The sequence below is a fragment of the Rhodospirillaceae bacterium genome, from assembly GCA_040219235.1.
Classification (GTDB): domain Bacteria; phylum Pseudomonadota; class Alphaproteobacteria; order Rhodospirillales; family Rhodospirillaceae; genus WLXB01.
Genome location: JAVJSV010000012.1, coordinates 132,676 through 145,991, shown reverse-complemented (window position 1 = coordinate 145,991; position 13,316 = coordinate 132,676). Strand labels below are relative to the sequence as shown.

At 53.2% G+C, this 13,316-nt stretch carries 14 protein-coding genes; 4 read left to right on the top strand and 10 right to left on the bottom strand.

Features of this window, described 5'->3' with window-relative positions:
* The first annotated feature begins 28 nt into the window (after positions 1–28).
* Positions 29–667, top strand: coding sequence for a 2OG-Fe(II) oxygenase (locus RIC29_10935; GenBank protein MEQ8735430.1), 639 nt, complete (start codon positions 29–31; stop codon positions 665–667).
* A 5-nt stretch (positions 668–672) separates the two neighbouring features.
* Here the strand turns inward: RIC29_10935 and dnaJ are convergent, their stop codons facing one another.
* The gene (gene dnaJ, locus RIC29_10930; protein MEQ8735429.1) at positions 673–1,818 is read right to left on the bottom strand and encodes a molecular chaperone DnaJ; all 1,146 of its coding nucleotides are present in this window, start codon (positions 1,816–1,818) and stop codon (positions 673–675) included.
* A 121-nt stretch (positions 1,819–1,939) separates the two neighbouring features.
* Positions 1,940–3,880 (bottom strand): molecular chaperone DnaK, encoded by a 1,941-nt coding sequence (dnaK, locus tag RIC29_10925; protein MEQ8735428.1) that lies wholly within the window; start codon positions 3,878–3,880, stop codon positions 1,940–1,942.
* Positions 3,881–4,091: 211 nt separating this feature from the next.
* Here dnaK and RIC29_10920 point away from each other — a divergent pair, with 211 nt between their 5' ends.
* Genes RIC29_10920 through RIC29_10910 form a run of 3 tightly spaced genes read left to right on the top strand, consistent with a single transcriptional unit; the run spans position 4,092 to position 6,014 of the window.
* Positions 4,092–4,931 (top strand): class I SAM-dependent methyltransferase, encoded by an 840-nt coding sequence (locus RIC29_10920; GenBank protein MEQ8735427.1) that lies wholly within the window; start codon positions 4,092–4,094, stop codon positions 4,929–4,931.
* Positions 4,932–4,959: 28 nt separating this feature from the next.
* Entirely contained in the window at positions 4,960–5,595 is a 636-nt protein-coding gene (locus RIC29_10915) for an alpha-ketoglutarate-dependent dioxygenase AlkB (protein MEQ8735426.1), read from the top strand.
* A 23-nt stretch (positions 5,596–5,618) separates the two neighbouring features.
* Positions 5,619–6,014, top strand: coding sequence for a RidA family protein (locus tag RIC29_10910; GenBank protein MEQ8735425.1), 396 nt, complete (start codon positions 5,619–5,621; stop codon positions 6,012–6,014).
* Here RIC29_10910 and RIC29_10905 read toward each other — a convergent pair.
* The 8 genes from RIC29_10905 to hrcA form a co-directional block, all read right to left on the bottom strand.
* Complete coding sequence (locus RIC29_10905; protein ID MEQ8735424.1) at positions 6,011–6,523, bottom strand: ASCH domain-containing protein; 513 nt, start codon at positions 6,521–6,523, stop codon at positions 6,011–6,013. The two genes, RIC29_10910 and RIC29_10905, sit on opposite strands and share 4 nt — an antisense overlap.
* Positions 6,524–6,525: 2 nt before the next feature.
* Positions 6,526–7,032 carry an ASCH domain-containing protein gene (locus tag RIC29_10900; GenBank protein MEQ8735423.1) on the bottom strand — a complete coding sequence of 169 codons (507 nt, stop codon included), beginning with the start codon at positions 7,030–7,032 and terminating at the stop codon, positions 6,526–6,528.
* A gap of 26 nt (positions 7,033–7,058) precedes the next feature.
* A complete protein-coding gene (locus tag RIC29_10895) occupies positions 7,059–7,922 on the bottom strand; it encodes a GNAT family N-acetyltransferase (GenBank protein ID MEQ8735422.1) in 864 nt (287 codons plus the stop codon).
* 4 nt (positions 7,923–7,926) lie between these two features.
* Positions 7,927–8,394, bottom strand: coding sequence for an ASCH domain-containing protein (locus RIC29_10890; GenBank protein MEQ8735421.1), 468 nt, complete (start codon positions 8,392–8,394; stop codon positions 7,927–7,929).
* On the bottom strand, positions 8,391–9,635 hold the full coding sequence (locus tag RIC29_10885) for a PQQ-dependent sugar dehydrogenase (protein MEQ8735420.1): 1,245 nt from the start codon (positions 9,633–9,635) through the stop codon (positions 8,391–8,393). Before RIC29_10885 ends, RIC29_10890 begins: the two co-directional genes overlap by 4 nt.
* Positions 9,625–10,881 carry a sorbosone dehydrogenase gene (locus tag RIC29_10880; protein MEQ8735419.1) on the bottom strand — a complete coding sequence of 419 codons (1,257 nt, stop codon included), beginning with the start codon at positions 10,879–10,881 and terminating at the stop codon, positions 9,625–9,627. The genes RIC29_10885 and RIC29_10880 overlap by 11 nt, the downstream gene beginning before the upstream one ends.
* A gap of 138 nt (positions 10,882–11,019) precedes the next feature.
* Positions 11,020–11,739, bottom strand: coding sequence for a nucleotide exchange factor GrpE (locus RIC29_10875; GenBank protein MEQ8735418.1), 720 nt, complete (start codon positions 11,737–11,739; stop codon positions 11,020–11,022).
* A 26-nt stretch (positions 11,740–11,765) separates the two neighbouring features.
* Positions 11,766–12,851 carry a heat-inducible transcriptional repressor HrcA gene (gene hrcA, locus RIC29_10870; GenBank protein MEQ8735417.1) on the bottom strand — a complete coding sequence of 362 codons (1,086 nt, stop codon included), beginning with the start codon at positions 12,849–12,851 and terminating at the stop codon, positions 11,766–11,768.
* Positions 12,852–13,316 lie beyond the last annotated feature (465 nt).

Sequence of the window (13,316 nt, the reverse complement as noted above, 5' to 3'; positions counted from 1 at the left end):
TCACGGTCTTTCACAATGGTAATCCTACGTGTCACACGCTCATCCCTCTTTTATCCAAGAATATCCTAACATGCTTGGGCCAGAGTATTGCCAGATGCTGATTGACCGCTTTGAGGCGGATCCTCGCAAGCATCCTTCGACAGTTGGTAAATCAGAGAGACGAGAAGACCCGGGACGCACCGGTACAATTCTGTTTCTCAATGACACGATGGACGAATGGAAAGATGTGGTTGTTCAGACCCACGCGGCCGTCGCGAAGGCCGTTGCCAAGTATGCAACCGCCTTTCCAGCGCTTTCTGAACATCTTTCATCGGGACGCGTCGGGTGCCGCTACCCCCGCATTGAACGGGTTGATCCGGGACAGGGGTTTGCCTGGCATGCAGACAATGCAGGTATGGACACTGCTGAGCGGGTGCTTGCGTGTTTGCTGTATTTGTCTGATGTAAAAATAGAGGGCGCAACTGAGTTTTTGCATCAGGGCCACAAAATTCAACCGGAAGCAGGCAAGGTTGTTGTGTTTCCGCCTTATTGGACACACTTGCATCGGGGCGTGAGTCCCTCACGAGACGTAAAATATACCATGTCATTTTTTTGGAGCTACCTGGACGGCAAAGAAGCGGCGCCACAGAAATTAACGTGGTCGCAAAGACTGCGCGGTAAACTGTAACGCCCTTACTTCTCAGTCAGGTCTTCAAAAAAGTCTTTGATCTTATCAAAAAAGCCTTGAGCCTCAGGACTATAGGTTTTCTGGTCGCTGTCTTTTTCAAACTCACGTAGAAGTTCTTTTTGTTTCTTTGTCAGATTGACGGGAACTTCAACCGCTGCTTCGAGGAACATGTCTCCTCGGGCCGTCGACCGCAGCACATTCATGCCCTTGCCACGCAAACGGAACTGGTGCCCGTTTTGGCATCCTTGGGGAATTGAAACCCGAACCTTGCTGCCTTCAATGGTCGGAACTTCAACTTCCCCGCCTAAGGCCGCAATCGTCATTGAGATTGGCACGCGCATATAAAGATTTGCGCCATCACGCTGGAACAAACGGTGTGGCTTGAGGCCAAGAAAAATATACAGATCTCCGGCTGGGGCTCCGTTTAGTCCGGCTTCTCCTTCTCCGGCGAGGCGGATGCGGGTGCCATCTTCAACACCCGGTGGAATAGTCACCTCGAGTGTTTTGTCTTTGCGCGTTCGGCCAGTGCCGCGGCAGCTTCCGCATGGATTTTTGATCACGCGCCCCGCACCGCCGCAAGTGGGACAGGAGCGCTCAACCGTAAAGAAGCCTTGCTGACTTCTTACTTTACCTGCACCGCCACACGATGAGCAGGTGTCTGGTTTTGCACCATCCTTGCCGCCGCTGCCATCACATGACGCACAGGTTGTAGAAGACGGAACGGTAATGGTCGCCTTTTTACCCTGGTATGCATCTTCCAGGCTGACTTCCATGTTGTAGCGAAGATCTTGGCCCCTGGACTGGGTTTGACCCCGGCCACGGCGGCCACCCATCATATCGCCAAACATTTCGTCGAAAATGTCAGAGAACCCACCGCCAAAACCACCGCTGAACCCGCCGCGGCCCGCACCGGGACCACCGCCATGCTCAAAAGCAGCATGACCATACTGGTCGTAGGCGGCGCGTTTTTGCTCGTCCTTTAGGACTTCGTAAGCTTCATTGAGGTCTTTAAATTTTTGCTCAGCTTCTTTGTCTCCCGGATTACGGTCCGGGTGATATTTCATAGCGAGCTTGCGGTACGTTTTTTTAAGCTCATCGCCGGACGCGGTCTTACTCGCGCCAAGCACATCATAATAGTCGCGTTTTGCCATTAAGGCCTCCGCCACTTGGGAAGTTTACCGGCCCAGCTGATTTCCAGCTGGACCGGTAAGGTGGTTTGAAGGTGGGACCATCATGGGGACATCCCAAGAGAATGTTTAGACAAACGGTGCGTCAGCTTTTGTCTTTGTCGTCGACTTCTTCAAAGTCTGCATCGACAATTTCCGCATCGTCCGGTGAAGCATCGCCGCCATCGCCACCGTCTTCGCCGGCTGCGGCTTGTTCACTTTCATACATGGCCTGACCAAGTTTCATAGATGCCTGCATCAAGGCTTCTGTTTTGGCTTTGATGTCTTCCACATCGTCTGAGTCGAGCGAGTCTTTCAAGGCTTGGAGGGCTGTTTCAATTTCACCCTTGTCAGACGCGTCAACTTTGTCTCCGTGTTCTTTCAGAGTCTTTTCTGTTGAGTGAATCAGACCATCTGCTTGGTTGCGAGCATCAACAGACTCGCGTTTCTTTTTATCTTCATCCGCGTGCATTTCAGCATCTTTGACCATCTGATCAATATCGCTGTCTGACAAGCCACCTGAGGCTTGAATGCGAATCTGCTGCTCTTTGCCCGTGGCTTTATCTTTAGCTGAGACGTTGACCAAGCCGTTGGCATCAATATCGAATGTGACCTCAATCTGAGGTACACCGCGCGGTGACGGCGGAATTCCCATAAGATCAAACTGACCCAGTAGTTTGTTGTCTGACGCCATCTCGCGCTCCCCTTGGAACACGCGAATGGTCACAGCCTGCTGATTGTCTTCTGCCGTCGAGAATGTCTGGCTCTTTCGTGTTGGCACCGTGGTGTTGCGATCGATCAAACGCGTGAACACACCACCAAGCGTTTCGATGCCGAGCGACAACGGCGTCACATCAAGCAGTAGGACGTCTTTAACGTCACCCTTAAGAACACCCGCTTGAATGGCGGCGCCAAGAGCAACAACTTCGTCGGGGTTAACACCCTTATGGGGTTCGCGACCAAAGAACTCTTTCACTGCGGCCTGAACCTTGGGCATGCGGGTCATACCACCGACCAGGATCACCTCATTGATCTCGTTTGGCTTAAGGCCAGCATCTTTAAGAGCTTTCTTACAGGGCTCAATGGTCCGCTGAACCAGGTCATCAACCAGGGCTTCGTACTTCGCCCGGGTGAGCTTGATATTTAAGTGCTGAGGTCCAGAGGCATCTGCAGTGATGAACGGCAGGTTGACTTCTGTTTGACCCGAACTGGAGAGTTCGATTTTAGCCTTTTCAGCGCCTTCTTTAAGACGTTGCAGCGCCAATTTGTCCTTGCGGAGATCTATACCGTTTTCTTTTTTGAACTCTTCTGCAAGGTACTCAATGATCCGGGCATCAAAGTCTTCACCACCGAGGAATGTATCGCCGTTGGTTGATTTAACTTCAAAGACGCCATCGCCGATTTCCAAAACAGATACGTCAAACGTACCGCCACCAAGGTCATAAACCGCGATGATGCCCGAAGCTTCCTTGTCCATTCCATAGGCTAAGGCAGCGGCAGTCGGCTCGTTGATAATGCGTAGAACATCTAGGCCAGCAATTTTACCCGCATCTTTAGTGGCCTGACGTTGGCTATCATTAAAATAGGCTGGGACCGTAATCACGGCTTCAGTTACAGATTCGCCAAGATAGCTCTCAGCGGTTTCTTTCATTTTTTGCAAAATAAAGGCTGAAACCTGAGAAGGCGCATACTTCTCTTTTCCAGCGGAAACCCAGGCATCGCCGTTTTCACCCTTGATAATGGAATAAGGGACCAGGGCCTGGTCTTTTTTAACGGTGGGATCATCAAAACGACGACCGATCAGTCGCTTAATAGCAAAAAGGGTATTCTCAGGGTTGGTAACAGCCTGGCGCTTGGCCGGCTGCCCAACAAGGCGCTCTCCTGATTCCGTGAACGCGACCATCGATGGTGTGGTGCGCACACCCTCAGCGTTTTCAATCACCCGGGGGTCAGAGCCGTCCATAACGGCGACGCAGGAGTTGGTTGTCCCGAGGTCAATACCAATAACTTTACCCATAATTTTCTTCCTTCTTATTGAGGCGGATATCCCCGGCCCAAATGCGGCGCCGTGGGATATCCCCCAAAGGTCATTCTGAGGGGATATGCTGATCTAATTCAGGAGACCTGCTTTCCCCGCCAGGGTCGAGGGGTATATAGGGGGTCCGGGAATACCTCGCAACATGCAGAATGATAATTTTTCACTCTGTAACGTGTTAACTTTTGCCCTCAGAATAAGCCCCGGCTCAGGAAACAGAGTTATGACCAACCAACTGGACGCCCGAATCGCACACCTCGCAGATCAGTTCCCCGCTCTGTCCGGGTGGTGCCCGATGGAAACCTTCTGGATTTGGGCCACCTTACTGCGCACCCAGATTGATTTTAAAGTGCCCGGGCATCTTATGGAAATCGGGGTTTTCAGGGGCAAATCTGCCGCCATTCTGGCGGCCTTTCTGGCCCCGGATGCCGGTGAAAAGCTAGCGTTGATCGATATAAAACTTCAGACGGATCACATTCTGGAATCCCTAAACAAAGCCGGGATGGACACCAAGAACGCGGTCAATTTGGCCGTTAATTTGATTGAAGCAAGATCCAGTTTACTCGCCTTGTCAGACATAGATTTAGACCGTGGCAGTGCACGGTGGATCCATATTGATGGCGAACACACCGGCCCCGCCGTTGAGGCCGATCTTGAGCTGTCTCATTTGGCGTTGTCTGACGATGGCATTGTTGTTCTTGATGACTTTTTTGCGCCTGAATATCCTCAGGTGACCTGGTCTGCGTTGCGCTACCTTGAGCGCTATAAAGAACGCTTCACTCCAATTTTGGTGGGATACAGAAAACTCTATCTCTGCCGGCCAAAATCTGCGCGGTGGTATAAACAAGCCATCGTAGCACGCCTCGTGCGGGCATTAGAGAACGGCGGCTTTCTAACAACGCTTTGCAAAACCACAACCAGTGAAGACCTGGACTGCTTTGGTATCGCGCCCCGCTATTTAGATGAAATTTTTAGAGGCACGGAAGACGACTACAACCGTCTGTGGCTATCGAAAGGATATAGCCCGGAAGACATCGAGAAACAGCGCGCCCCTAATCAATAACAGAACTCCTAATTGCTTCCGGACCCTCATGCAGCACGCTTTACCCGGTTTCAACCCGCTCCCGAGCGGATTTCAGATTAAATCGCTGGCGATTGATAAAAGAACGCAGGCACAGCTCTTAGAGGCCGTTCAAGAGATATGGGCTGAAGCGCCGTCCGATGCTGCTGAAGTGCGAAGCGGATACCAGACATCAGCCAGAATGACCAACTGCGGACGCGTGGGATGGTGGAGCGACAGACAGGGATATCGCTACACCACGACAAATCCCAAATCCGGAAAACCATGGCCGCTCATGCCTGAGCTGTTTATTGAGACGCTCAAAACCGTTCTGGCAAAAACCGGTGTAGCCGGATTTCAGCCCGATGCCTGCCTGATCAACCATTACGAAAACCGGGCAAAAATGGGCCTGCATCAAGATAAGGACGAGGCCGATTTTTCATATCCAATTGTTACCGTGTGTTTGGGGGCGGCGGCAGATTTTCTGATCGGCGGATTGAAAAGATCGGACAAGCCGCACACTGTGCTGGTTGAAAGCGGCGACGTCATCATCATGGGCGGGGAGAGCCGCATGCGGTTTCATGGCATCCGGAAAATTTATCCCGGGACCAGCCCGCTTGCCGGTCTTGACGGGCGCGTCAGCCTGACGTTTCGACGTGCCCTATAGAGGGAAATTAATAGAGGTTTATTATGAGTCGCACATCAACAACATCCGGCTCTCCTTACGAAACCTCAATTGGGTTCTGCCGTGCTGTGCGCGTTGGTCATACGATCGTGGTTTCAGGCACCGGCCCTATTGCTACGGATGGAACAACAGCCAACCCAGGCGACGCGTATGGCCAAGCCAAGCGCTGCCTGGAGATCATTGCCCACGCCATAACGAATCTCGGCGGGCGCATGGAAGATGTTGTTAGAACACGCATTTACTTGGTCCATGCAGAGGACTGGCAAGAGGTCGGACGCGCGCACGGGGAGGTCTTTGCGTCCATAAAACCAGCCGCAACCATGGTGGTTGTGAAGGAACTCTTGGTCAAAGACTGGCTGGTGGAAATCGAAGCGGAGTGTATTTTACAGCACAGTCCTTAACCCGTGCACACCACCTCAAATTTTTCGACACTCACCGGCATGTCTTCCACAAAAGCTTTGCCGCGCGTCGCAAGTTCACTGGTGAAGAACCGAACATGTATCGGCTGCCAGACATCTAGGGAGCGTATAGCCGGACCATCCAAAGCTGTTTCTTTTTCGGTGATCTGATTGAACGGCAGCGTAAGCAAAGACGTTGTGCGCAGCACGGCACGGGGTGTACCAGTAGAATCTGTCAGGACTGAATAACCACTGATCACAGGTGTGATGGACTGGTCACCTTCATACATCCATGGAGACGTAAACGTACCAGTTTTATCACCGGCAAGAATGAGTTTGGTGATGGTTTCCGTCGCCTCCGGTGTGCTGCCGATTGAGCGGACGCGATAGTAGCCGTCTTCTGGGGGCGTCGAAATTTCAGGCAAGCACGCTTGCCAAAATTCATTGACCGATGTCGCAGAAGCGATACTCGGAAATAAGATAATCAAGAATATTCCAACAATGTGCAGCATGTTCATACCTCTTTAAAATACAAGAGTTCAAAAGGCTCGACCAAGACGGGCATATCGTCTGAACATTTTTTTCCATACTGCGATAGCAAGCCGTTCCAATAGTCCCGATGCAGCGGCAACCAAACGTCAGGGTCTTGCACGGGCGGACCATCTAGCTTGGTTTCTTCCGGCCCAATCTCACCAAAAGTCGTTTCGCGAATACTGGTGATGCGCACGACAGCGCGCGGTGTTCCATCGTATCCTGTGAGGATAACGGGCGTTCCGGGTTTTGTTTCAGGGTGCTTTTCAGCAGCCATAACCCAAGGCAAACTGAACGTTGCAACCTTGGTTTTTGCTTTAATGAACTCCAAGATCATACCCGTTGTTTCTTCATCAATCCCAAGAGACCGCACTTGATGATCTTCGCCTAAACCAGGCACAGTACCTTTTACGTCTTCCCAGAAGGGGTCTAGTTTTGCGTGGTCCGGTGTCGCCGCACCACCGCCGCCCATAACAATGCTTCGAGTCATTTAATTCTCCTTTGCGGCTCCAAATTTTAGCATGGATCAAGAACAATCATACCGTAGTCGCCAACGTTTACGAAACCGAGTGCTTCATAAGCTTTCTGTGCTGGATAGTTATCCATTTCCGTAAATAATAATGCTTCTGTTGCCCCAGCGTCTCGCGCATCGAGCAGCGAGGCCGCGACCGCTGATCGCGCATAACCATGCCCACGATGCTGTTCAGGGGTGAATACGCCTCCCACCTGGACCGTATCTGGCAGTATGGCGTTGAAACCGGTCATGCTGACCAGCATGCCGTCTTTCACGAGAACCCAAAGACGTTGATCTTCAATCATAAGACCAAGCATGTCTGCATTTCGCATGTCGCTTATGGCGTGTTCTGGAAATCCCATAGTGATGCGATCATATATTCGCCGCCACGCCACCAGCGTAGGCAAATCATCTTTATGCGCCAATCGGTGGCGAACATTCCCTGACGCGAGTTGAGACGGCACTTTGAGATCTGAGAGCTGCAACGCGTAGAGATGCTCCGGTACAATCTTACCCAGCCGGCTGCGATCAAGATCAAGATGGGGTTCGACCGCCTGAACCTGGAACCAGGGACCTAGAACCCCATTCACGGCCCGCCCGGAATTTTTAACCACAGCCTGCGCGACCTCTAAAGGCCGCTTAGGCGCTTGCAGAATAACGTTACCGTTCCAATAGTGGGCCGCAACATCCGTTAAAACATCACCCTCAAATGACCCGGCATAGTGACCCTGGTGGTGTAGGCCGGCGTACACCAAGCCGCCATGCACCACATTGGAGCGCAACAACATCGAGGATTGGCGATGCCGTTCCAGGAACACGTGCAAAACTTGAGTATCGTCTGGGGTTAAAGCCCTGAGAGTCGGCATTGAACTAGGCCCGTTTTGGAAAGACCAAATCGAAGTGTTCAACCATCACCAGCATCTCTTGGGTTGGTTGAAGGTCATAGGGCTTTAATAATTCTTGCCAATAGGGCCAGTGAATATCGCGCCACCGGTCAAGGGCGCGGGCACCAGGCCCTTCGATCACCAGATGTTCCTCTGTGATATCCTTATAGGCAACAGGTGTGATCTTTGTTGTTTTGATAATGGCCTTTGGGGCTTCATCCATATTAACCAATACGGCATAGCCATTTAAGACGGGCGCGGTTTCAGGCTGGCGCTCGTGCAGCCACTTCAAGCCGAATGTGCCGCATTTCTCACCGTCCAAAACAAGCGACAAAATACTGTCGACGACAAATTTATTGGCGCCGATCCGGCGCACCCAATAGTCATCACCTGAAACCACACCCGTTGTCTGCGCCTGAGCCCAAAATGAGTCTGTGGTGGGTGATTTTTTCATGGTGCTGCGCCGTCGTAAGTTACCCGCCATACGGTTTGACTCACGTCATCGGCAAACAGAAGCGAGCCCTCCGGCGTCATGGTGATACCGGTTGGCCGTCCCCAAACCTCCGCTCTGTCCTCACCTTTGGCCCAAAGACCGGAGGCAAACACCGTGTATTGATTTTGACTGACTCCGTCTTCGACAGGCACATACACAACGTTATAGCCGCGCGGCTGAGCAGCATTCCACGACCCGCGAAGGGTCACGAAGGCACCGCCCTGATATTCAGCCGGAAACTGAGTGCCGGTGTAAAACACCAACCCAATGGGGGCAGAATGCGACCGGAACAGCGTGTCCGGAACGATGGTGGCTTCAACCAAGTCCGGCCGCTTATCCGCAAAGTTGGGCTGAGGGTTTGACCCCATGTAACTGTAAGGCCAGCCGTAAAAACCGCCGTCGATCACACGGGTCATATACTCAGGCACCAACTCGTCGTGGAGACCATCGCGCTCATTGACAACAGTATAGAGATCCGAACTGCCGGGATAGAAAGCCATACCAACCGGATTGCGTAGCCCACTGGCAAAGGTGCGCTGCACTGACCCGTCGATCTGGAACTCTTGGATGGTAGCGCGAGGCTCGGGCTCTTCTGCAATATTACCACGACTGCCGATCGCCACATAAAAGCGCGACCCGTCGGGGTGCAGAACCACGTTTCGCGTGGAATGCCCGCCAGGATCTCCTAGCGCGCCGCGTTTGGTAACCTGCACAGGGTCAACCGATGCTTTGGTGTCGCCCTCAGCATAGGGCAGCCGCCAAACGCCATTGAGATCACCGATCAAAATAAAGCCGTTGCCGATCGCAATACCGTGGGGGTTTCTAAAGCCGTCCGCAAAAGCCGTCACAACATCAGCGCGGCCATCGTTGTCGGTATCCCGCAACAGTGTGATCTGGCCAATTCTGGGTTCGCTGAGAAACACCGTGCCATCGGGAGCCACTTTAAGGTTGCGCGCATCTTTGAGGCTAGAGGCAAAAGCGTTGACGCTGAAACCAGGCAGCGTGGTCGGCAGGGCACGGGCCGGTTTCGGAAGCGTCCGTGGTGGGTTAGCGGGGCTTGGGGGTGAATAGGGTTGAGGCAGCGCGTTGATATCAATCGAAATAACGGTTCCGGGTTCCTGCTCAAACAACTCCTGAGCCGTTACAGAATTTGTACCAAACAGAACTCCGATTGCCAAAAAATAACCGAGCCTATTCCACATAGGTGATTCTCCACACCGTCTGGCCCACATCATCGGATAACAACACACTGCCATCGGACAGCATCACTACACCGGCGGGGCGGCCCCAGACCTGGCTGTTTTCAGCGTCGCCATTCCAAAAACCAACCGCAAAAACCTGGTACTCACCAATTGGTTTTCCGTCACTGAACGGCACATACACCAGCGAGTAGCCGCGCGGCTGGCTCGCATTCCACGATCCGTGCAGGGTTACAAAAGCGCCGCCGCGATAGGCCTCAGGAAACTGTGCGCCGGTATAGAACTCAAGATCAATTGCCGCTGAATGGGAGAGAAAAGGCACGTCCGGTGCAATCGCTGCGGCCACCAAATCCGGGCGCCGGTCGGCAAAACCCGGTTGCGGGTTAGAGCCCATATAACTGTACGGCCAGCCGAAGAACGCACCATCTGGCACCCGCGTAAAGTAATCCGGCACCAATTCATTGCCCTGCCGGTCACGCTCGTTGACAACAGTATAAAGGTCTTCCGTTCCCGGATAAAATTTGACTTCGGTCGGAACACGAATCCCAGATGCAAATGTCCGGCCCGGCCCGCCGCTCATAGGGAATTCCTGAATGGTGGCGTAGGGCTCCGGGTCTTCATCAAGATTGCTGGCAGACCCGACACCGACGTAAAAACGGCTTCCATCTGGATGCACGGCTACATTGCGGGACCAGTGAAAACGTGTCTCGGGATCGCCCAGCGCGCCCAACGGCGTGAGTAATTGGCTAGAGGACGGGGTGACGGTTCCGTCTGCGCTGTAGGGGTATTTGCGAACGCCAACCTTATCGGCAATTAAGACCGCGTCCTGAATGAACGCAATGCCATGGGGCATGTTGAGGTTATCAATATACGTGAAGATTTCATCTGCGACCCCATCTTGATCGGAATCTCTCAGAACGGTAATGCGATTTGCCCGCGGCTCAGCAATAAAGACATCGCCGTTGGGCGCGACCGCCATATTTCTGGCATGCACCAACCCTTCTGCATACAGGGCGACGCGAAATCCTTCCGGCACAATGGGCTTGTCTTCAGGAGTGCGCTCGCGCGGGCGCGAAAAATTCATTTCGCGCGGACGGCCCTCATACTCGGGATTCGGTTCAGCAAGGCTATTAAGGTCGACCCTTAAGATTTGGCCAACCGTCTGATCAAGTGGCTCAGCCGTAACTGGGGCAATCAACCCCAACGTTGCGATAAACCCGATAACCACGCGCCCACGTGTGATCTGCATACTGCCACTCCCTGATAGCCTAAGTCCTACTTAGAAACTTATACCAGAGTCGTGACACGGCGTTCCCGGCAGTTCAAGCACACGTCGTGGCTAACCAGAAAAATACGATCGTGACTTACGGTTAGACCAGCTTATCGGTTAGACCGATTTATCAACGCCTGCGTTGTTATCCGCAGCAGCATCCTCAGGGGCGGCGCGCTTTGGGCCCCCTTTTGAAACCACAACCATGGCCGGGCGCAACAGGCGATCCGCCATCATGTAGCCGTCCTGGACCACTTGCACGACCGTGCCGGACGGCACATCTGTGCGCTCAACCTCCTGCATGGCTTGATGAAGGTTGGCGTCAAACGGCTGGTTCAGAGAGACAAACTTTTTGACATTTTGTGATTCCAAAACGGTCGCCAGTTCCTTGCCGGTCATCTCCACCCCCACAGCGAGGTTTTTCACAACGTCATTGCCGACGCGCAACTCTTCGGGGGCGGCCAACAAGGCGCGCTCGAGATTGTCAGCAACTTGCAGGATCGCCTTACAAATGTTCGACGTTGCATATTTGGCATTGTCTGAAATACGTCTGTCAGCGCGTTTGCCTGCATTTTCAGCCTCGGCAAGGGCCAGCAAGCGATTGCGGTGTGCATCGGCCAAGGCCGCTTCCAATTGCGCAATACGCTCTTCCGGTGTCGGTGGCGCATCTTCAGCCTGGCCAGCATTTGAAGCAGCTTCTGCAGCAAACTCTTCTGCAGCAACTTCGGCGGCAGTAGGCGCAGCTGCCGCGGGCGTCGTCTCAAAAGCCGCTTCGTTCTGTTGCGGTCGGCCTTCCTCTGACGTTGGGTTTTGAGCGTTATCGTTGGTATCAGACATAGTCGAGAGTCCTGTGTAGTCTATTTTTAGGATTGTCCGAGGAGACGACCGACCACCTTAGCCGTGTAATCCACCATCGGAATGATGCGTGCGTAATTGATGCGTGTCGGCCCTATGACCCCCACCGCACCAACGATCTGTTCCCTGCCGTTCTTAAAGGGTGCAACCACCATTGAACACCCGGCAAGATTAAACAGTTCATTCTCTGCCCCAATGTAAATCTGGACGCCTTGCGCCTCGCCGACCAGATCGACCAGGCGGATCATCTGTTCGCGCGTCTCCAGCACCTCAAATAAATGGCGCACGCGTTCCAAATCTTCCAGCGCTGTCACATCGTTGAGCAGGTTGGCTTGTCCCCGAATGATAAGAGAACCCCCGGAAGACTGATCACCGGACCATGTCGCCAATCCGTCAGCCACCAGCTTAGACGTCAGTTCATCCAACTGGGCGCGGTGCTGTTCTAGATCCGTCAGAATTTTACCACGGGTCTCCGTTAGGGTTTGACCGCGAAGACGCGCCGACAGGAAATTACCGGCTTCAATAAGGGCAGAGGGGGGCAACCCATCGGGCACTTCAATGACCCGGTTTTCCACCAGGCCAGACTCAGAAATCATCACCACCAAGGCTCGCCCCGGACCCAGGCTGACAAATTCAATATGCTTGAGCGAATCCTCAGATTTCGGCGACATCACCAAACCTGCCTGACGGCTGAGACCGGATAACGTAGCCGAGGCGCCTTCCAGGACATCTTGCACACTTTTACCTGCGCTGGCGCATTGGGCTTCGATTTGCTTGCGCTCATCAGAGTCCAGGCCGCCGACCTGCAAAAGACCGGAAACGAATAGCCTTAAACCTGCTTCCGTTGGCAAACGACCGGCAGACGTATGGGGCGCAAACAAGAGACCCGCCAGTTCCAGATCAGACATGACGTTGCGAATGGTGGCCGCGGATAAAGAATCATCCAACTTTCGCGCGATGGTGCGCGATCCAATTGGCTCGCCCGTCTCAACATAAGCATCAACGATATGCCGAAAGACTTCTCGCGAGCGGGCGTTGAGCTCCAATAGAGGCTCAGTTCCAGCACTGATTAAGGATGAAAAGCTGCGTTCCATGTCCGGGTATGTAAGGAAGGCTGTGGCACCCGTCAATGAAGGGTCATGTGAATTAAATGTGCCTTGCCAACCAATCACCTGATCTGATGATGGGCAAGGCACGGACTGGGCGATTGTAAACGTAACACCACGCCGATCCCCAATCGTCCGGAAGGTCAAGAAGAACGCGCCGATACAGGGACTGATGCGGCCGGTCCTGATTGAAGCCTTCATAACGATCTAAGTCTTCAAGGACTTTCGGATCCAGACTTCGGAACACTTCAACCACGACCTTGCCAGGACCAGGGACCAGAGCAGGATAACCACCAGCGTCATATAAGGTGCCAGAAACGGCACTGATCCCGATTTTGCGCAACCGGCGCTCGAGCTTAAATTTGATATACCCCGGTTGACCGGTCCGAAGCAGGGGCCGTACATCGCCAGCTGATGAATGGGTTCAGATCGTGCCATGTTGCAATCCAGGGC